The organism is Novosphingobium sp. FW305-C-111, from assembly GCF_058783565.1.
Map to the genome: position 1 here is coordinate 60241 of NZ_JBYSYP010000007.1, position 19147 is coordinate 79387.

Annotated in this window: 13 protein-coding genes; 6 read left to right on the top strand and 7 right to left on the bottom strand. The window is 67.9% G+C overall.

Annotated features, from left to right (window positions below; translation table 11 throughout):
* Window positions 1-54: 54 nt before the first annotated feature.
* Both AC3WLD_RS09905 and AC3WLD_RS09910 read right to left on the bottom strand, forming a co-directional pair.
* Window positions 55-3381, bottom strand: coding sequence for an autotransporter outer membrane beta-barrel domain-containing protein (locus AC3WLD_RS09905; protein ID WP_492556796.1), 3327 nt, complete (start codon window positions 3379-3381; stop codon window positions 55-57).
* Between the two features lie 156 nt (window positions 3382-3537).
* Window positions 3538-4179 (bottom strand): TetR/AcrR family transcriptional regulator, encoded by a 642-nt coding sequence (locus AC3WLD_RS09910; protein WP_492556797.1) that lies wholly within the window; start codon window positions 4177-4179, stop codon window positions 3538-3540.
* A gap of 66 nt (window positions 4180-4245) precedes the next feature.
* Between AC3WLD_RS09910 and AC3WLD_RS09915 the strand changes: the two genes are divergently transcribed.
* From AC3WLD_RS09915 to AC3WLD_RS09925, 3 genes are read left to right on the top strand one after another with little or no spacing between them, the layout of a single operon-like run.
* Complete coding sequence (locus AC3WLD_RS09915; protein ID WP_492556798.1) at window positions 4246-5694, top strand: efflux transporter outer membrane subunit; 1449 nt, start codon at window positions 4246-4248, stop codon at window positions 5692-5694.
* Complete coding sequence (locus AC3WLD_RS09920) at window positions 5691-6839, top strand: HlyD family secretion protein (protein ID WP_492556799.1); 1149 nt, start codon at window positions 5691-5693, stop codon at window positions 6837-6839. Before AC3WLD_RS09915 ends, AC3WLD_RS09920 begins: the two co-directional genes overlap by 4 nt.
* A gap of 6 nt (window positions 6840-6845) precedes the next feature.
* The gene (locus AC3WLD_RS09925) at window positions 6846-8390 is read left to right on the top strand and encodes a DHA2 family efflux MFS transporter permease subunit (RefSeq protein ID WP_492556800.1); all 1545 of its coding nucleotides are present in this window, start codon (window positions 6846-6848) and stop codon (window positions 8388-8390) included.
* Here the strand turns inward: AC3WLD_RS09925 and AC3WLD_RS09930 are convergent.
* On the bottom strand, window positions 8387-9010 hold the full coding sequence (locus AC3WLD_RS09930) for a Crp/Fnr family transcriptional regulator (RefSeq protein WP_492556801.1): 624 nt from the start codon (window positions 9008-9010) through the stop codon (window positions 8387-8389). The genes AC3WLD_RS09925 and AC3WLD_RS09930 overlap by 4 nt on opposite strands.
* Before the next feature lie 324 nt (window positions 9011-9334).
* Between AC3WLD_RS09930 and modB the strand changes: the two genes are divergently transcribed.
* On the top strand, window positions 9335-10030 hold the full coding sequence (gene modB, locus AC3WLD_RS09935) for a molybdate ABC transporter permease subunit (protein WP_492556915.1): 696 nt from the start codon (window positions 9335-9337) through the stop codon (window positions 10028-10030).
* On the top strand, window positions 10020-10643 hold the full coding sequence (locus AC3WLD_RS09940; RefSeq protein ID WP_492556802.1) for an ATP-binding cassette domain-containing protein: 624 nt from the start codon (window positions 10020-10022) through the stop codon (window positions 10641-10643). Before modB ends, AC3WLD_RS09940 begins: the two co-directional genes overlap by 11 nt.
* On the opposite strand, the gene AC3WLD_RS09945 is transcribed toward AC3WLD_RS09940, so the two are convergent.
* The 3 genes from AC3WLD_RS09945 to putA all read right to left on the bottom strand — a co-directional run bounded on the left by AC3WLD_RS09945 (window position 10585) and on the right by putA (window position 15788).
* Window positions 10585-11502, bottom strand: coding sequence for an alpha/beta fold hydrolase (locus tag AC3WLD_RS09945; RefSeq protein ID WP_492556803.1), 918 nt, complete (start codon window positions 11500-11502; stop codon window positions 10585-10587). The genes AC3WLD_RS09940 and AC3WLD_RS09945 overlap by 59 nt on opposite strands.
* The gene (locus AC3WLD_RS09950) at window positions 11499-12293 is read right to left on the bottom strand and encodes an enoyl-CoA hydratase/isomerase family protein (protein ID WP_492556804.1); all 795 of its coding nucleotides are present in this window, start codon (window positions 12291-12293) and stop codon (window positions 11499-11501) included. Before AC3WLD_RS09950 ends, AC3WLD_RS09945 begins: the two co-directional genes overlap by 4 nt.
* Before the next feature lie 63 nt (window positions 12294-12356).
* The gene (gene putA, locus AC3WLD_RS09955; protein ID WP_492556805.1) at window positions 12357-15788 is read right to left on the bottom strand and encodes a bifunctional proline dehydrogenase/L-glutamate gamma-semialdehyde dehydrogenase PutA; all 3432 of its coding nucleotides are present in this window, start codon (window positions 15786-15788) and stop codon (window positions 12357-12359) included.
* A 690-nt stretch (window positions 15789-16478) separates the two neighbouring features.
* Between putA and AC3WLD_RS09960 the strand changes: the two genes are divergently transcribed.
* Window positions 16479-17552 (top strand): NADH:flavin oxidoreductase, encoded by a 1074-nt coding sequence (locus AC3WLD_RS09960; protein ID WP_492556806.1) that lies wholly within the window; start codon window positions 16479-16481, stop codon window positions 17550-17552.
* Here the strand turns inward: AC3WLD_RS09960 and AC3WLD_RS09965 are convergent.
* Window positions 17537-19048, bottom strand: a complete 1512-nt coding sequence (locus tag AC3WLD_RS09965; RefSeq protein ID WP_492556807.1) for a tryptophan halogenase family protein — start codon at window positions 19046-19048, stop codon at window positions 17537-17539. The two genes, AC3WLD_RS09960 and AC3WLD_RS09965, sit on opposite strands and share 16 nt — an antisense overlap.
* Window positions 19049-19147 lie beyond the last annotated feature (99 nt).

Sequence of the window (19147 nt, forward strand, 5' to 3'; positions counted from 1 at the left end):
AAAAGGGCGGGACCGCGAGGTCCCGCCCTTTCCTTTTGGCCCTGAACCGTGGCCTTAGAAGTGGAAGCCGAGGCGGGCACCAAGACCCTTGGTATCGCCCAGGTCGCCCCACACGGTCAGCTGCGGAGCGCTGCCGCCGTTGGCGCCGACGCCGCCTTCCACCCGCACCCAGGTGCCGCGGCCCGGACCGTCGACGCGGCCCACTTCCGTCCCGCCGTTGGCGACGAGAAGGTAGGCGTTGTCACGGAACTCGTGGAACACCTTGGCACCCACGAACAGCCCGGCGTAGTCCTCGGCGATGATCCGCACGCCGGCGCGGCCGCGCAGGCTTTCCATGTCCTCATAGGAGAAGTTGAGGCCATAGTCGGCGTAATCGTCGATGTCGGTCTTCACGTACGACAGACCGGCGTTGAGGTCGAACTTGAACCCGGTGCCGAAGCGCAGACCCAGTTCGCCGTCGACGCCTTCGGACTTGGCATCGCTGGTGAAGCCGAACGCGCGCCCGCTGTTGCGGTACTCGAGATCATAGTCGTCGCGCTTGTACATCACGCCGCCGTAGATACCGTTGCTCATGCCGAACAGGGCGTAGGCGCCGTAGTTGTAGCCTTCGATGTGCAGTTCGGAGGCCGCGCCGAATTCCGGCTTGTTGTGCTCATAGCCGCCGGTGATGCCGACCGTGAACATGCTGCCCCGGTACTCGAGCCCGCCCTGCGCGCCGCGACGGTGGTTTTCCGCACGCTGCGTGTAGGTGACGGTCTGGCCGAACGGGGTGCCGGTGACGGTCTCGTCGCCGTACTTGTCGCGGCTCATGTAGAGGTTCGCCCAGATGCCGAGCTTGCCTTCGCCGGCGTTGTTGCCCTGACGGCCCATGATCGCGTCATGGTAGGCATCGAACGACTGGTACCACATGTCCGGCCCCGCGCTGGCGAGGAGGCTGAGTTCAGCCGCCGAACCATCGAGGTTGCTGGCGAGGAAGTAGTCGTTGCCCGACTGGCGGATGCCGTAGTTGAGCAGCCCCTGCTGGACGTCGCCCGGAGCGATGACGAACGCATTCGCCGCGCCGGTCCCGCCCGCATCGACCACCAGCACGCCGGTCGGATTGAACAGCGGGCCGTTGCCGACGAAGTTCACGTCGACCACGGTGGTGCCGCTGGCATTGCCGCCGATGACCAGGCGATCCGCGGCCGAGAGGCCGGGGTTGGCGTCGATCCGCAGCGTTGCCCCGCCAGTGCCGGTGTAGTTGCCCGGCAGGGTCAGCACGTCATTGGTCGCGCCGTCGGCAAGGGAGATCGTCCCGGCGTTGTTGAACGCCGTGATGCCGGCCAGCGTGGCATTGCCGCTGGTCGCCTGGACGAGACCGCCAGCCAGGTTGTTGAACGTGGTTCCGGTCAGCGTCGTGGTCCCGGCAACGTTTGCCAGCCCCGCGTTGTTGATCGTTTCGAGACCGAGGACGGTCGCGCCGCGATCGAGCAGCAGGTTGCCGCCGGTCTGGTTGTTCAGGACATCGGTGCCGAGCCCGAAGTCGCTCGTCCCGTTGAACCCGAAGTTCCCGGCATTGTTGACCGTGTCACCGTTGGCGGTCAGCAGGACCGGGCCGATGAACGATGCGCCGCTCTGGTTGTTGATCGTCGCCGCGCCGCCGGTCGCCCGGACAACGTATCCGGTGGCGGTGTCATCGATGAAAAGCGAACCACGGTTGTTGATCGTGCTGCCACCGGTGGCGGTCAGGTCGATCGCGTCGAAGGCGCCCTGGCCCTGGACCGGGACGCCCGCTCCAATGTTGACCGTCGCGGTGCCGAGCGTGGCGACGTTGATCGCATCGCCGGCGGTGGCCGTGGTACCGCCGTTGACGTTGACGACGACCGGAGCCGCACCCGCCGCAGCGACGCGCACCGCGCCCAGACGGCCCGTTGCGCCGGTCTCGGTAACCGTGATCGCACCGGTCGTTCCGGTGGCGACGATCGCCGTGCCGGTGGTGCTGACGGTCGGGCCTGACGAGTTGATAGTGATCGCGCCGGTGCCGGTCGTGATCGCGGTGATCGCGTCGAAGTCAGACGTCACGCCATCGACATTGATCGTCTGCGAGCCGGTGGTGTTGGTCGAGAGGATGCCCTGCGCCAGCGCGCCGGTGGTCGAGATACGGCCGAGGTTGAGCGCGACCGGACCCGCGGTGGTCACGACCACGCCGTGCGAACCCGCACCGGTGGTGATGATCGTGCGGCCGCTGTTGTTGACCGTGACCGGACCTGCCGAGGTGACGAGGACGCCGAGCGAGCCGTCACCGCTGGTGGCGATGTTGTTGGTAGCGAGCGTCACCGCGCCGGTTCCACCGGTCACGACCACGCCGTTGCTTCCGTTACCCGTGGTGAGGATCGTCCCCGAACTGGCGGTGATCGCACCCGGAGCGGTCAGGTTGAGACCGTCCGACAGGTCGCCTGTGGTCGAGACGTTGCCGACCTGCGCGTCGATCGAATTGGTGGCGATGGCAGTGAGGCCATCGGCATCGAGACCCGTGGTCGAGATATTGCCACAGCGCACGACCACATCGGTGCCGACCGCGACGACGCCGTCGACGCCGTCAGCCGTGGTGCTGACGTTGCCGCAGGTGACCGAGGACAGTCCGGCGGTGGCGGTGCTGCTGATTGCCGCGCCAATGCCGGCGCCGCCTGCAACGGTGACGTTGCCGACGCGGACGGTCGAGGTCAGGCCCGATGAGACGACGCCCGAGGCGCCCGCTCCGGTGCCGGTTGCGGTGACGTCACCGTTGATGATGACGCTCGCGTCGCCTGCCGGGGCAGCGACGGTTACGCCGTAGGTGTTGGCGCCCGTCGCATCGACGTTGCCGTTGACGATGACGGCTGCATCGCCGGCCGGGGAAGTCAGCGAGAGCGCCCCTGTCCCGCCGCTGCTCAGCGCGCCGGTGGTGAGGCTCGCGTCATTGGTGGCGGTTGCAAGAACACCGAAGCCGCTGGCCGAGGTGGCCGTGCCGAGGGTCGCGTTAAGCGCGTCGCCCGAGGTCAGGACGAAGGCGTTGCCGGTGCCTGTCGCAGTCGCGCTCAGGGCGCCGGTCGTGCCAGCGAGGAGGTTGAGGTCGGTCAGGCTGGCCAGCACGACGGCGCTGCTCGGATCCTGGGTGACGATGGTACCAGAGCCGGTCACCGTCTGGTCTGCAGTCGAGACGATCCGCAGCCCTTCGAGCTGGCCGCCGACGGTCGTTCCGACGGTGTTGTAGGTCACCGTCGCGACGGTGGGCGCACAGTCGATCCCGGTGGCTGTGGTCGTGCAGACGCTCTGCGCCTGTGCGGGCGCGGCGAGCGCGAACAGCGAGCTCGCTCCGGCCAGTGCGGCCAGTGAAAGCCGCTTGGAAATTGTATTCGTCATCGGGGATCTCTCCTTGAACTGCCGCCACATCAAGGACTTGGCGACCGCACGGAGAACCCGGCGTGGTCAGGATGTTTCCCGTCGATGAACGAGAAAATGCAACTGACGCATTTGAGCAACACTTTGTCGGAGTTGAATTTTTTGGGAACTCGTGGGCTACTTGAGGGTAGCTGGGGGCGATGAGCCGGCCCGGTAGATCTTGAGAAAAGCACCGACGGCGACCTCGACGTCCTTCATCAGAACGTCCATCGGCGGGCGCGTGATCGTCCCCATCAGATGGCGGTAGAATGATGTCGCCTGGCACAGTGCGACGAATTGCTGCGCGGCAACATCCGCGTCGGCAATGGAGAGGCGTCCATGCTGGCTTTGCAGCGAAAGCCATTCAGCCAGCCGGCGTTGGCCGAGCATTGCGCCGCGTTCCCAGAGCATCACGCCAAGCTGCCGGGAACGCCCCGCCTCGGCGACGACCATCCGGTGCATGGCGATGATCTGCGGCTTGGTGATCGTCCGCATCAGGGACTTGCCAAAGAGTTCGAGGACCGCAGCGGAATCGCCGTCGGCCGGAAGTTCCAGGCGCAGGGCTTCGCCATACTGCTCGACCATCGCGTCGATGACCGCTGCGAACAGGTCCTGCTTGTTCCGGAAGTAGCTCCACAGCGTCGTCTTGGATCCTCCGAGTGCAGTGGCGATCGCAGACATCGTCGTCGCGCCGTAACCGTGGCGCAGGAACTCCGCACGCGCCGTTTCGACGATCTGGCGGCGTCGCTGATCCTGTCTCTTTCGGGTCACGGCGGTCATAGATACCGTACTAGGCCGTATCATCTCGGTTGACAAGCCGGTGCGGCGGGGCTCAAGAGGCGTACCATGTCGTACACTGATCGAACCCGGGGATTCGTCGCCGCAGCGGCCGCGGCCGGGATGCTCGCCGGGTGCGCGGTTCCCGGCAAGATGGCGCCGGGGGCGATGCGCACCGCCGGTGATCTCGGCGCTGCCGCGCTGGCCGGATCCGCTGCCGAATTCCCGGCGGACGATTGGTGGAAGGTCTATGGGGACCTAGCGCTCGATGCGCTGATCGCCGAAGGTCTCGCCAGTTCGCCGGACGTCGCGCTGGCCGCGGCGCGGATCCGCGCAGCGGACGCGGCTGTCGAGCAGGCCGGCGGCGCACTTTCGCCCAACGTTTCCGCCGAAGGCAGCGTCGGCGGCCAGAAGCAGAGCTACAATCTCGGCTTTCCCAAGCAGTTCGTGCCCAAGGGTGTGCAGTCCACCGGCAGGCTTTCACTGATGCTGGGCTTCGACCTCGACCTGTGGGGCAGGAACCGGGCCCTGCTGGCAGCGGCCCGGGGCGAGGCGACTGCGGCGCGGGTCGACGCGGCCCAGGCCCGGCTCCTGCTGTCGAGCGCGATCGCGCTGCAATGGGGCCAGCTTGCCGCACTCGAGGCCTCGCGGGCCGAGGCCGCTCGATCGCGCGATGCGCTGCTCGAGGTGGAACGGCTTACCGCCCAGCGCCAGCAGGCCGGTCTCGACAACAAGGCCGACGTCGCGCTTGCCACCGGACGCCGTGCCGGGGCGGATCAGGGGCTCGCCGCGCTCGACGAGCAGATCGCACTACAGCGCAATGCCATTGCCGCGCTGGTCGGAGCCGGGCCGGGTCGTGCAGCTTCGCTGCCGCATCCGGCGCTCGACCTCTCCGCCGCGACCCCCGTTCCGGCAAGCCTCGCGCTCGATCTGGTCGGACGGCGTCCCGACCTTGTCTCGGCGCGGTTGCGGGTCGAGGCGGCGTCGAGCCGGGTCGAGGCTGCCCGCCGTGCTTATTATCCGGACATCAATCTCGCGGCGGTGGTCGGTTTGCAGACGGTCGGCCTGTCGAAGCTCGTCGAGGGCGACAGTACCTATGCCCAGTTCGGACCGGCGCTGAGCCTGCCGCTGTTCGACGGCGGCAGGCTTCACGGCAACTACGAGAATGCCGGGGCCGGATATGACCAGGCCGTCGCGCAGTACGACAAGGCGCTGGTCGACGCGGTCCACCAGATCGCCGACGTCCTCGACTCCCGGCGTGCGCTCGATGCAAGGCTCGCCGCGGCTCGCGCCGGGGCCGCTGCCGCGGACGATGCCGCGCGGCTTGCTCGCCTGCGCCGGGGGGAAGGTCTCGCCAACCTCCTGCAGGTTCTTGCCGCCGAAGATGCCGCAGCAGAAGCGCGCCGAGCCCTGCGAGAGCTCGAGGCGCGTGCTTTCATTCTTGACGTCACCCTCGTCCGGGCGCTGGGCGGCGGCTTTGCCGCGCCGGCCACGGGCACGGAGCCGAACCAGCCATGACCGAAGCGATATCTGCCGACCTCCCTGTCGAAGGAGAGGCCGCTCCGTCCGGAAACAAGGAGAAACGTCGCAAGTTTCTTCGCATTTTCGCGATCGCGCTGGTCACCATCGCCGCAGTTTGGGGTGTCTGGTATTTTCTCACCCAGGCTGGCCGGGTTCACACCGACAACGCCTATGTCGGCGCGGATCTCGCCCAGGTCACGCCCCTTGTCGGCGGTGCGGTTAAGGAAGTGCGGGTGCGCGGAACCCAGCAGGTCCGGAAGGGTGACGTCCTGGTGGTGATCGACGATGCCGACGCGCGGATCGAACTCGCCAATGCCGAAGCCATGCTCGCGCAGGCGCGCCAGCGCTTCCGCCAGGCCCAGGGCGGGACCGCGGCGACCGGCGCAGCGGTCGCGGCGCGGGGAGCGGAGGTCTCGCAGGCGCAGGCCCGTCTCGATGCCGCGCGGGCGGACTATGAAAAGGCGAGCGACGCCTACCGCCGCCGCAGTGCGCTCGCGGGAAGCGGGGCGATCTCGGCCGAGGAACTCGACCAGGCCCGCGCCGCCGCCGCATCTGCCCGTGCAGCGCTTGCCCAGGCCCAGGCGGCGATCGCCGGAGCGACGGCGCTGCAGCAGGCCGCGCGCGGCGAAGCAGCGTCGAGCGCCGCGCTGACCAGCGGTTACAGCGAGGCCACCGCGCCCGATGTTGTCGCGGCCGAAGCCCGCGTGGCAGCGGCTCGGCTCGCTCTCGAACGTACGGTGATCCGTGCGCCGATCTCGGGAGTGGTGACCAACCGCAACGTCCAGGTCGGCCAGCGGCTTCAACCGGGCGCGCCCATCATGACGCTGGTTCCGCTCGACGCAATGTTCGTCGACGCCAACTACAAGGAAAGCCAGCTGCGCAAGGTGCGGATCGGCCAGCCGGTCGAGATGACCAGTGACTTCTACGGCAGTTCGGTCGTGTTCCACGGCAAGGTTGTCGGGTTCTCCGGCGGGACCGGTGCGGCCTTCGCGCTGATCCCGGCACAGAACGCGACCGGCAACTGGGTCAAGGTCGTCCAGCGCCTTCCGGTCCGCGTTGCGCTCGATCCGGCGGAGGTCAGGGCCCACCCGCTGCGCGTCGGCCTGTCGATGAATGCGGTCATCGATACGCGGGGCGAGTAAGGCCGGATGGCCAGCGCCCCGCTTACCTCGACCGGCGCGACGCCGCTGACCGGCCGCCGACTGTGGCTGGCTGCGTTCGGGCTGGCGCTGGCCAACTTCATCGTCATCCTCGATACGACCGTCACCAACGTCTCGGTGCCGCATATCGCCGGTTCTCTGGCAGTATCGCCGTCGCAGGGGACGTGGACGATCACGTCCTATGCCGTGGCCGAGGCGATCACGGTGCCGCTCTCCGGTTGGCTGTCGAACCGCTTCGGTCCGCATCGCCTTCTGATGATGTCACTAGGCGGGTTTGCGCTGTTCTCCGTCCTTTGCGGCCTGGCGCGCTCGATCGAGCTGCTCGTCCTGCTGCGGATCTGTCAGGGCCTGTGCGGCGGCCCCCTGATGCCCATGACACAGACATTCCTCATGCGGATCTTCCCGCCGGAGAAGATGGGTTCGGCCAACGCGATCTGGGGAGTGACGGCGATTTTCGCGCCGATCATCGGCCCGATCGTCGGCGGGTGGATTTCCGACAACTGGTCGTGGCCGTGGATCTTCTACATCAACGTCCCGGTCGTCGCGCTCAGCCTGTTCCTCGTCCATCGCCTTGTCGCGCGTTACGAGTTGCCAACCGTGCGCGCGCCGATCGACACCGTCGGCCTGGTGCTGCTGGTCCTGTTCGTGGGCGGGTTCCAGCTCGTGCTCGATCTTGGGCGGGAGCACGACTGGTTCGGATCCTCGATGATCGTCGCGATGGCGATCATTTCCGCCGTCGCGCTCGTCGCCTTCGTCATCTGGGAGCTGACCAGCGACCACCCCGTCGTCGATCTGAGGGTCATTCGGCACCGTACATTCTGGGTCGGCCTCGTCCTCGTGGCCTGCGGGTACGGCGGGATGTTCTCGATGATCGTCCTGGTGCCGTTGTGGTTGCAGTCCGCGCTTGGCTATACCTCGAGCGATGCCGGCCACCTGATGGCGCTGGTCGGCGTGCTGGCGGTCATGGTGGCACCGATCGCGGGACGACTGATCCAGACGGTCGACATGCGTATCATCGTCACTGGCGGCATGCTCTGGCTGGCGTTCACGGCAACGCTGCGGACCGGATGGACCAGCGACACCACCTTTGCACAGTTCGCGATACCGCAATTGCTGCAAGGGCTCGGCATGCCCTTTTTCTTCATCGGTTCGATGACCCTGGCCCTGAGCGCCGTGCCGATGCGGGATATTCCCGGCGCGGCAGGACTGCTCAGCTTCGTGCGGACAATGAGTGGTGCGGTCGGCACGGCGCTGGCCACCTCAGCATGGGACGATGCGACGCGGATGGCCCGCGCCGACATGGTCGGAACGCTCAACGGTGCCGACGCGACGATCGCAGCGCTGCACGCGCAAGGCCTCGGCGATGGGCAGGCGCGTTCGGTGATAGAGAGGTTGGTCGATGTCCAGGCGATGACGATCGGATCACACGAGGTTTACTGGTTCTCGGCGGCGGTGATACTTTTCTCGATCGGTCTCGTCTGGCTTTGTCCGAGGCCGCAGGTGCGGGAAACGGGCGGGATGGGAGCGCACTAGTCGCTGTCGAGTTGCCCGCACGCGCGCAACGCCGCGACGTCTGGCACCATGATCGTCCGCCCTTGCCAGTCGAGCAGCGTTTCGGCTTTCAACGCCTTGAGCGTCCGGTTGACGTGGATCGGGGTGAGGCCGACGAGATCGGCCAGGTCCTGCTGAGTGAGGGGAATTGTGGCGCTGGTCGGATGTTCCGGAAGCGTGCCGCGCAGGCGCGCGAACAGGTCTGAAAGGACCAGGCAGATGCGCTCCATCGCGCTCAGCCGGCCAAGTCCCACAAGCATGCGCGACTGGCGGTTGCATCCCTCGTGCAGGGCGCTCAGCACTTCCTCCGTGATCGCTTCGGCGCGCGGCGTGCAGATAGGAGCGAGCTCTACCTCCGCCGCACAGATCGGGGTCAGGGCAACCACTGGATAGGATGCATCCGGCGCGATCAGCCATTCCGGCTCGCAGATTTCACCCGGAAGATAGAGCGCGATGATCTGCCGTCGTCCGTCGCGCAGCGTGCGGTATCGGCACGCCCAGCCCTCAACCACCCTGTACAGAGAACTGCGGCGATCTCCGGGGCGAGCCAGGTGCTGGTGCCGGGCGAAGCGACGGCTTCCAAGCGGGTCTCGGAGAGACATCGTGATTACACTCCGGACTGGACTTATCTAGGATGAAAAATGCAATTATGACTTAGGTTTAAGTTTCCAAAGGGTGCGCCGGAACGTGCACCTGAAGCGTTGTGCCGAGCGAGAACCGGGTTCCGCCGCGCTTGAGACGTGCGTTTGCGGATTGGTTGTAGCCTACGCTCGCCAACCCGGACCGCGCTTGATGGCTAAAGATGGCGCGGCCGCCGGACGATTGGCCCTTCGCCCTTTTCCTGTGGCGCAGCGGCGAGCCTGCGGTTACCCGTTCGGAATGACGTGCTCAGCCATGCCACATTGCGCGCGACCGGGCTGAGCGCGGTGCTCGATTCCGCCGAATGTGCCGTTGTCGCGCTGTCGCTCAAGGTCAGCCTTGTGGCGATCGCAGCCATTTTGCCACTGGCGTTCGCGCTGGCCTGGGTGCTCGCCCGGAAGCGTTTTCCCGGACGCGTGCTGCTCGACGCGCTGGTCCACTTGCCGCTGGTCCTGCCGCCGGTGGTCACCGGGTGGCTGCTTCTGCTGGCGTTCGGGCCGCACGGACCCGCCGGCCGGTTTATCGAGACTGTATTCGGGGCGAGCCTGATGTTCCGCTGGACCGGCGCGGCGCTGGCGGCGGCGGTGATGGCCTTGCCGTTGATGGTCCGGGCGATCCGCCTGTCGCTCGATGCCATCGACACCCGCCTCGAAGGCGCGGCGCGAACCTTGGGGGCAGGACCTTGGCGGGTCTTTGCCACCATCACCCTGCCGCTGACCGTTCCCGGCATCGCCGTGGCGCTGGTCCTCGGCTTGGCCCGCTCGCTCGGCGAATTCGGCGCCACCATCACCTTCGTGTCCAGCGTCCCTGGCGAGACGCAGACTCTGCCACTGGCGATCTACGCCGCGCTCCAGTCGCCGGGCGCGGACGAGCGCGTGCTGCGGCTCGCGCTGGTATCGGTGGTGCTCTCGCTCGGCGCGCTGATGGTTTCCGAATGGCTGGTCCGGCGCAGCGGCTCGGGCAGGGGTGGCCATGTCCTTTGAGATCGACATCGCCATGCGGCGCGGCGATCGGCTGATCGAGGTGGCCTTCACGACGGAAAGCGGGGTCACCGCGCTGTTCGGGCCTTCGGGTGCGGGCAAGACAACCACGCTCGATGCCGTCGCGGGATTGCTGAAGCCCGAGCGCGGCCGGATCGTCGCGGCGGGGACGGTGCTGTTCGACAGCGCCGGCAAGATCGATCTCCCGCCAGAACGCCGCGCCTGCGGGTATGTCCTCCAGGACCTGCGCCTGTTCCCGCACCTCACGGTGCGCGACAACTTGACTTATGGCTGGCGGCTCGCGCCCGAAGAGCGCCGCTGGATGGATCTCGACGAGGCGTGCCGGTTCCTCGACATCGGCGCGTTGCTCGGCCGCATGCCGCGCACCCTGTCGGGCGGAGAGGCGCAGCGCGTGGCGATCGGCAGGGCGCTGCTCTCGGCACCGCGCGTGCTGCTGATGGATGAGCCGCTGACTTCACTCGACTCGCTCCGGCGGGAAGAGGTTGTCCGCGTGATCGAGCGGATCCGTGATGACCTCAAGCTGCCGATCCTGCTGGTCAGCCACGACCGGGTGGATGTGGAGCGCCTGGCGGACCGGGTGGTGACGCTGGGCTGACCTGGTTCCGGGACGACGCCAGCAACCCCCGCAGCGCCGCCACGAGCGCGATGGGCTGTTCGATCATGATGTGATGATGCGAAGCCGGGATCATGACCGGCTCGCCCAATTGCGGCAGGTGCTCGCAGAAGCCGGCCAGGGCCTGCGGGGTGACCGTCTCGCTGAACTCGCCGTAGATCAGGTCCACTGGCACTTCGATATTGGCGAGCTCGCTGCGAATTCGCTCGGCATGGATCGAGCGGACGATCTCGGGATCGAACTTCCACTCCCAGCCTCCCGACCTCTCGCGGACCGAGTGGCGGGCGAGGTACCGGACGATCTCCGCCACCGGCCACCGCCCAGGCGGGCTGAGCCGGTAGCGGGAGAGCGCTTCGTCGATGGTCGCGTAGCGGCGAACAGGAAAACGGCGGTCACCCGGTTCATCCTCGGCGCGATAAACGTGGGCGTCGATCACGATGACCCGCTCGGCCAGTTCGGGCGCGAGCTTTGCGGCATAGAGGGTCGAAACAGACCCGAACGAGTGCGACACCAGCGTCGCCGCCCCGCCGCCTTCGCGCGCCAGAACGGCGAGGATCTCGCGACCGTACTGCCGCCGCGAGTACGCCGGGCGGCGGTCGCTCTCGCCCATGCCGGTGAAGTCGAGCGCGAGCGCGCGGTATCGTCCGGCGAAATGCGGGGCGATGTGGTCCCACCAGTGCGAATGCGCCTGAAATCCGTGGACGAACAGCAGCACGGGCAGCGATGGATCGGCCTGCCACGCCCGGTAGCGGACTGTCGCGCCTTCGACCGCAACCTCGCGCTGCTCTGCCGGATGCGCCCAACCACGCTCCAGCCATTCGGCCATCTGTGCGTCGGTCACCTCAGATCGAACTTCTTGGCCTTGTCCGCCATCAGCGCGGTGCGGTCGACCTGCGGGACGCCGACGGGATAGCCGATCTGCGGGAAGGCGAGCCCGCGCGCCAGGGCGATCGAGCGCGGCAGATCGAGGCTCTGCCAGATCGCCTTGACCGAACCGGCGGTCGCAGCCGGCGGCTTGGCAGCGATCTGCGCAGCGAGCGCGGCGGCGCGGGGCCACAGGTCTTCGAGCGCCACCACCTCGCTGACGATCCCCATGCGCATGGCGGAGTGGGCCGTGACCCGCTCGTCATTGCCGAGCAGGACCATCCGCAGCACGTCCTGCAGCGGCATCTTGTAGGTCATCCCGATGGGCTCCAGAGCCGAGGTCATGCCGTACGTGACATGCGGATCGAAGAACGTCGCGTCTTCCGAGCAGATCACGATGTCGCTCTCGTTGAGCCAGTAGAATGCACCGCCCGCGGCCATGCCGTGGACCGCGGCGATGACCGGCTTCCAGAACTCCTGCGATTTTGGGCCGAGGTATTTTCCCGGGTCATCGCAGTGCCAGGTGTTGGCAAGGTCGACCACCGGCCCTCCGTCCTCGCTCTTGACGTCGACCCCGGTGCAGAACGCGCGGCCGGGTGCGGCGCGCAGGACGCAGCAGTGGACGTCGTCGTTGACCTTGAGTGATCGCCAAAGATGCTCGAACTCGTCGCACATCCGCTTGTTGAAGCTGTTCATCGCCTCGGGGCGGTTGATCGTGATCGTTGCGACATGATCAACGATCTCGACAAGGATCGTGCGGTAGTCCATCGGGCTGGTCCTGCTTTGCTATTTTACCTGGTTATATAACTCAGGTGAGGCAGCGCAAGCCGGTCAGGCGATCGCCATCAACGTCGCGTTGCCTCCCGCAGCGGTCGTGTTGACCGAGATGGCCCGCTCTTCGCCTAGGAAGGGCAGGGCGCGCTCCTCCCACGCGAAAAGGGGGATGACTGCGCCATCGGCGTCGGCCAGTTCGCGTTGCACCGACAGTATGAACCGGGAATCGCCGGCGACGACGCAGCGATCCGCCGGGAGCGCCCCGACCGGGACCAGCCCGGCGCTGCGCAGCGAACGCTCGATGTCGGCGCGGATGGCGCCTTGCGCGGCCCGGACGAGCACGCGGTTGCCGCCCTCGAGCGCGTAGCGGTTGTCCTCGCCGACCGGGCCGGGCAGGGCGAGTGCACCGCCGAGTGTGACAGCGGGCATGCCCCCGCGCACCAGCCGGTGGAGATAGAGCGGCCCGCCGGCCTTCGGTCCTGTCCCGGACAGTTCGCGTCCCCCGAACGGCTGCACGCCCACAACCGCGCCGATCATGTTGCGGTTGACGTAGAGGTTGCCCGCCCGCGCGGCTGTGGTCACCCGCTCCACCGTCTCGTCGAGACGGGTGTGCAGCCCGAAGGTCAGGCCATAGCCCCAGGCGTTCACCTGCTCGACCGTCGCGGCCAGGCGCTCGCGGCGGAAGCGGACGACGTGAAGCACCGGGCCGAACACCTCGCGGTCGATCTGGGCGAGGTCATCGAGTTCGATGATCGTCGGCGCGACGAAGTAGCCGGCCTGCGTTTCGGCCTTAAGCGGCAGGCGGGTGACGCGGTGGCCGGCGGCGTCCATCGCCGCGACGTGGCGCTCGATGCCCGCCTTCGCCTCCGCCGAGATGACCGGACCAATGTCGTTGGCGAGGATATCGGTGCGCCCCACCCTGAGCTCAGCCAGCGCGCCGCGCAGCATGGCGAGGGTGCGCTCGGCAATGTCCTCCTGCAGGCACAGCACCCTGAGCGCCGAGCAGCGCTGCCCCGCACTGTCGAAGGCCGAGGCGATGACGTCGGCCACGACCTGCTCGGCCAGCGCGGAGGAATCGACCACCATCGCGTTGAGCCCGCCAGTTTCGGCGATCAACGGGATCGGTTGCCCGGCAGGTGAGAGCCGGCCGGCAAGTTCGCGCTGGATCAGCTTCGCAACCTCGGTCGACCCGGTGAATACCACCCCCTGCACGGCCGGATCTGCGACCAGCGCCGCGCCGACTTCGCCGGCCCCGGGAACCAGTTGCAGGACATCCGCCGGGACGCCCGCCTCGTGCAGCAGGGCCACGGCCCGCGCGGCGGTGAGCGGTGTCTCCTCCGCCGGCTTGGCCAGAACCGGGTTGCCCGCCACGAGCGCCGCCGCGACCTGCCCGGTGAAGATCGCCAGCGGGAAGTTCCATGGGCTGATGCAGGCGATCGGGCCGAGCGGCACCGCGTCCGCCAAGCCCTGCCGCGCCTCGCCCGCGTAATAGCGCAGGAAGTCGATCGCCTCGCGCACTTCGGACACGGCATTGGCGGCGCTCTTGCCGGCCTCGCGCATGACCAGCGCCATCAGGCGCGGCATCTCGCGCTGGAACAGGTCGGCGGCGGCTTCGAGGCGGTCGGCCCGGGCGGTGGCGGGGAGGGCGGCCCAGTCCTCCGCTGCAGCCTGGGCGATGGCGAGGGCCTGCGCCACGCCTGCGGAGGTCGTCTCGCGCACCGTGCCGACGATATCGGCGGCGAAGGCCGGGTTGGTGACCGGATGTGCCCCGCCGGCCTCAACCCGCGGATCGGGCGCAGCGGTGAAGCTGTGCGCGCCTTCTGCCGCGAACACCTGCGACAGCTCGGCCAGCACGCTCACGTCGGCCAGGTCGAGCCCCGTGCTGTTAGAGCGGCTGCCGAGGATATCGCGCGGCAGGGCAATCAACGGGTGCGGCGCGCCCGGATCGGGCTCGCTCGCCACCACCGCGACCGGATCGGCGACCAGCGCGGTCACCGGCACGCTGGTGTCCGCGATCTGGTTGACGAACGAGGAGTTGGCCCCGTTCTCCAGCAGCCGCCGGACCAGGTACGCGAGCAGGGTTTCATGCGTCCCCACCGGCGCATAGATCCGGCACGGACGGTTCAGCTGCGCCTTGGCGACCACCAGTTCGTACAGTGGCTCGCCCATGCCGTGGAGGCACTGGAACTCCCAGTCGCCGGTTGTGAAATCCGGGCCGGCCAGCTCGTGGATCGTCGCCAGGGTATGCGCGTTGTGCGTGGCGAACTGCGGGAACACCGCGTCCTTGGCCGCGAGCAGGCGGCGGGCGCAGGCAATGTAGGCGACGTCGGTATGGACCTTGCGGGTATAGACCGGAAAGCCCGCCTGCCCCTCGACCTGCGCACGCTTGATCTCGGCGTCCCAGTACGCGCCCTTGACCAGTCGGACCATGATCCGCCGCTGCGCGCGGCGGGCGAGGTCGACGATCCAGTCGATCACGAACGGACAGCGCTTCCCATAGGCCTGCACCACGAAGCCGAGCCCGTCCCACCCCGCGAGCGCCGGATCGAGCGCCAGCGCCTCCAGCAGGTCGAGCGAGATCTCGAGCCGGTCGGCCTCCTCGGCGTCGATGTTGAAGCCGATGCAATAGCCCTTGGCGAGAAGGGCGAGATCACGCAGCACTGGCAGCAGTTCGCCCATCACGCGGTCGAGCTGGCTGCGGGCATAGCGCGGGTGGAGCGCCGAAAGCTTGACCGAGATTCCCGGTCCCGCGATCGGCCCGCGCCCGGCCGCGGCCTTGCCGATGGCATGGATCGCGGCCTCGTAGTCGGCGCGGTAGCGGGCAGCGTCGGCAGCGGTCATCGCGGCCTCGCCGAGCATGTCGTAGCTGTAGAGGAAGCCCTGCGCCTCGGGCCCGCGGGCGCGGGTCAAGGCTTCGTCGATGGTTTCGCCCATCACGAAATGTTCGCCCATCAGCCGCATCGCGAGATCGACGCCGCGGCGGATGACAGGCTCGCCGGCGCGGGCGATCAGGCGAGTGAGCGCCGCGCCGAGGCCGCGCTCGTCGACGCTGCCGACGAGCTTGCCGGTCACCGCCAGGCCCCAAGTCGCGGCGTTGACGAACAGCGGGCGGTCGCGCCCGACATGGCCGTTCCAGTCACCGCCGGCGATCTTGTCGCGGATCAGCGCGTCGCGGGTATCGTCGTCGGGAATGCGAAGCAGCGCCTCGGCAAGGCACATCAGCGCGACCCCCTCCTGGCTGGAGAGCGCATATTCGTGGACCAGCTGCTCGATTCCGTTGCCGCGCGGACGGGCGCGCAGCTGGGTGACCAGCGACGCGGCGAGTGCGGCGGCGCGGGTCCGGACGATGTCGGGGAGCGTCGCCTCCGGCAGCAGCGCGGCGATGCAGGCGCGTTCGTCGCGGCGGGTGGCCGCGGTGATGGCGGCGCGCAGCGGGCTCGGCGCGGCTACGGCAGGGGCGAAACGGGAAAAGGGAAGGGCGCTGTCCATTGCGCGCATCCTAGCACGCTTCGCTGGCGAATTTGGCTGCGTTTTGGTTGCGGTTGATACGGGTTTGCTGTCGTGCGCATGCACCTCGCTGAAGCAAAATTGCGCACGCCTTCCGCCGGCCTTGACAAAACGAACCATATCGGTTAATAGCTCGTTCGACGGGTGCGGTGGAGCGGTAGCGCTTCGCGACATCGCTCCCCGCACGGCGGCCGGTGCACGTCCGGGGCGGTTTACTTGAAGCCGAGGCCTCGCACACGCGCGCCACCCCGCCATCGAGGCATTTCGCGCTCGCGGACCGCGCCGTTCCCTCCTTTCGGGACGGACCTCCACGGGACCATATAGGAAGGTATTACAATGCCTTCCGCCCAGCCGGCTCCCATGCGAGCCCGGACTCCGGCGGGTCGCCTCGATGGATACAGGGCCGAGCTGGCAGGGCGCGTATCCCTTGCCGGCCGTTCGCGTAATCGAACGCACCGCCCCGGGCGCGAACACGCGCCGCACCGGCCGCACCGTCGTCCTGCGCTGGTTGGAGCGGTGCGAGGGGAAATCCAACAAGCCCGTCGCCAACGTCGCTCGGGGCTGGACCCGGGTCCGCGCACAAACGGGCCGTGGCCTGGCCAGCGCAATTCCACGCTTCACAGAACGGGATACGGCGTTAATCGTGCGGTTAAACTCTCACGGAGATCCTGCATGGCCGCGCTGTCCGATTCCATCTCGTTCGACAACGGCCCCGACTGGGCCAACCGCTTTGCCCTCGCGCCGCTCACCAATCTGCAGAGCCACGCCGACGGCACGCTGTCCGACGACGAGTTTGCCTGGCTGGTCCGCCGCGCAGAAGGCGGCTTCGGACTGACGATGAGCTGCGCGGCGCATGTCCTCCAGCAGGGACAGGGCTTTCCCGGCCAGCTTGGCGTGTTCAGCGACGATCACCTGCCCGGGCTGACCCGGCTCGCCGACGCGATCCGCAAGGCCGGGTCGGTGTCTTCGGTCCAGCTCCACCACGCCGGCGAACGCGCCCCTGCCGATCTCGCTGGCGATCCTGTCGCGCCCTTCGCGGTGCCCGAAGCCGGGGTGCGCGAAATGACCACGGACGAGGTCAAGGCCGCGATCGATGCCTACGTCGCCGCCGCCGTCCGCTGCGAGAAGGCCGGGTTCGACGGCATCGAACTCCACGGCGCACACGGTTACCTGCTGTGCAGTTTCCTCGACGACCGCAACGTCCGCGGAGACGGCTATGGCGGCGACTGGGCGGACCGGACCCGCGCGATCCGGGAGGCCGTCGACGGCGTCCGTGCCGCAACCCGCCCCGACTTCCAGGTCGGCCTGCGGCTCTCGCCCGAGCGATTCGGGTATTCGACCGCGAGTGCCCTGGCGTTGGCCGGGGATATCATGACCGGCGGCAGGATCGACTACCTCGACATGAGCCTGTGGGATTGCTTCAATACGCCGCGGGATCCGTCCTTGGCCGAAAAGCCGCTGATCGACTGGTTTACGGCGCTCCCCCGCGGCACCTGCAAGCTCGGCGTTGCAGGGAAGATCCAGACCGCCGCGACCGCGCAGGCCTGTCTTGATCACGGCGCCGACTTCGTCCTGATCGGCCGCGCCGCGATTCTCCACCACGACTTCCCCCGCCGTGCTTGCGCTGATCCGGCGTTCGAATGGAAGGGCTGGCCGGTCAGCCGGTCCTACCTCGAAAGCGAGTCGGTCGGTCCCGCGTTCCGCGACTACCTCGCTACCCAGTGGAAGGACTACGTCACCGACTGAGCGAAGCGGCCGCGCACGAAGTCGTCGTGGGTCGGCGCCCGCGCCGCCTCCGCCGTCATCGCGCCGCGCAGCTTGGCGAGCCATGCCCGCCCGTCGATGCCGCGGTGGTCGGCCAGCGGATCGCTGCGCTCAGGGAAGTTGAGCTGGCCGATGTGGACGGCCAGCCAGCTGGCCGGGGCAAACAGGTCCATCTCGCGCGCGACCAGACGACCATAGCGGCGGAAGTGCTCGATCTTTAGCGCAAGCGTCTCGGGAACCTCCATGCCGGCGCAGTACCGCCAGAGCTCGCTGTCCCGGCGCTCGGTCAGCTTGTAGTGAAGGATCAGGAAGTCGCGGATGCGTTCGAACTCGGTTTCGGCGACGCGGTTGTATTCGGCAATGGTCAGCGGGTCGAACGACGTGTCGGGGAACAGCGCGATCAGCTTGGTGATCCCGGCCTGGATCAGGTGGATGCTCGTCGATTCAAGCGGCTCGAGGAAGCCCGAGGACAGGCCGATCGCGACGACGTTCTTTGCCCAGAACGCCTTGCGCCGCCCGGTGACGAAGCGCAGCCGGTTGGCCTCCGCCAGCACCTCTCCGTCGAGATTGGCGCGCAAGGTCGCCTCGGCCTCGTCGTCGCCGATGAACCGGCTGCAATAGACATAGCCGTTGCCGGTGCGGTGCTGCAGCGGGATTCGCCATTGCCATCCGGCCTCGCGAGCGGTCGAGCGGGTGTAGGGGGTGAACGGCTCGGCCCGGGAGCAGGGCAGGGCGACCGCCCGGTCGCAGGGGAGCCAGTGGCTCCAGTCGTCATACCCGGCCTTGAGCGCGCCCTCGATCAGCAGCCCGCGAAAGCCGGTGCAGTCGATGAACAGGTCGGCCTCGAGCCGCTGGCCGTCTTCCAGCGCCAGCGCGGTGACGAAGCCGGTCTCGCCGTGCTGCTCGACCGCGGCGATCTTGCCCTCGATCCTCCGCACGCCATTTCGCTCGGCATGGCCACGCAGGAACCGGGCATAGAGCCCGGCGTCGAAGTGATAGGCATAGTCGAAGGTCGACAGCACGCTGCGCGGATCGGGGGAGGGCGCGGTGAAGCGCCCCGCCTTGGCCAGCGCCCAGGCCATCGAGTGATCATCGAGCGGCGCGGTCTCGCCCTCGGCGCGGGCGCGCAGCCAGTAGTGGTGGAGGTGGACGGTGTCGAACGGCCGCCCGTGCGGCCCGAACGGGTGGAAGTAGCGGTGGCCCTCGCGGCCCCAGTTCACAAATTCGATGCCGAGCTTGAATGAGCCTTTGGTGGCGGCAAGGAATTCGCCCTCGTCGATGCCCAGCGTCTGGTTGTACAGGCGGATCGGGGGGATCGTTGCTTCGCCGACGCCGACCGTTCCGATCGCCTCGCTTTCCACCAGCACGATTTCGCAGCCGGTGCGCAGGGTGTGGCCGAGCAGCGCCGCGCTCATCCACCCGGCGGTGCCGCCTCCCGCAATCACGATCCGCCGGATAGGGCGGGGTTCTCCGTTCATCGTCTTCCTCCGGTACGACGGGTTTAAGGGCAGCGTCCGAAAAAAGAAGGGCGGGGAGATCGCTCCCCCCGCCCCAAGCCTCCATGGGTGGAGGTCAGG

Bases quoted from the DNA above. Each gene is read 5' to 3' on its own strand.
- AC3WLD_RS09905 (WP_492556796.1), bottom strand. From the start codon at position 3,381: ATGACGAATACAATTTCCAAGCGGCTTTCACTGGCCGCACTGGCCGGA.
- AC3WLD_RS09910 (WP_492556797.1), bottom strand. From the start codon at position 4,179: ATGACCGCCGTGACCCGAAAGAGACAGGATCAGCGACGCCGCCAGATC.
- AC3WLD_RS09915 (WP_492556798.1), top strand. From the start codon at position 4,246: ATGTCGTACACTGATCGAACCCGGGGATTCGTCGCCGCAGCGGCCGCG.
- AC3WLD_RS09920 (WP_492556799.1), top strand. From the start codon at position 5,691: ATGACCGAAGCGATATCTGCCGACCTCCCTGTCGAAGGAGAGGCCGCT.
- AC3WLD_RS09925 (WP_492556800.1), top strand. From the start codon at position 6,846: ATGGCCAGCGCCCCGCTTACCTCGACCGGCGCGACGCCGCTGACCGGC.
- AC3WLD_RS09930 (WP_492556801.1), bottom strand. From the start codon at position 9,010: ATGTCTCTCCGAGACCCGCTTGGAAGCCGTCGCTTCGCCCGGCACCAG.
- AC3WLD_RS09940 (WP_492556802.1), top strand. From the start codon at position 10,020: ATGTCCTTTGAGATCGACATCGCCATGCGGCGCGGCGATCGGCTGATC.
- AC3WLD_RS09950 (WP_492556804.1), bottom strand. From the start codon at position 12,293: ATGGACTACCGCACGATCCTTGTCGAGATCGTTGATCATGTCGCAACG.
- putA (WP_492556805.1), bottom strand. From the start codon at position 15,788: ATGGACAGCGCCCTTCCCTTTTCCCGTTTCGCCCCTGCCGTAGCCGCG.
- AC3WLD_RS09960 (WP_492556806.1), top strand. From the start codon at position 16,479: ATGGCCGCGCTGTCCGATTCCATCTCGTTCGACAACGGCCCCGACTGG.
- AC3WLD_RS09965 (WP_492556807.1), bottom strand. From the start codon at position 19,048: ATGAACGGAGAACCCCGCCCTATCCGGCGGATCGTGATTGCGGGAGGC.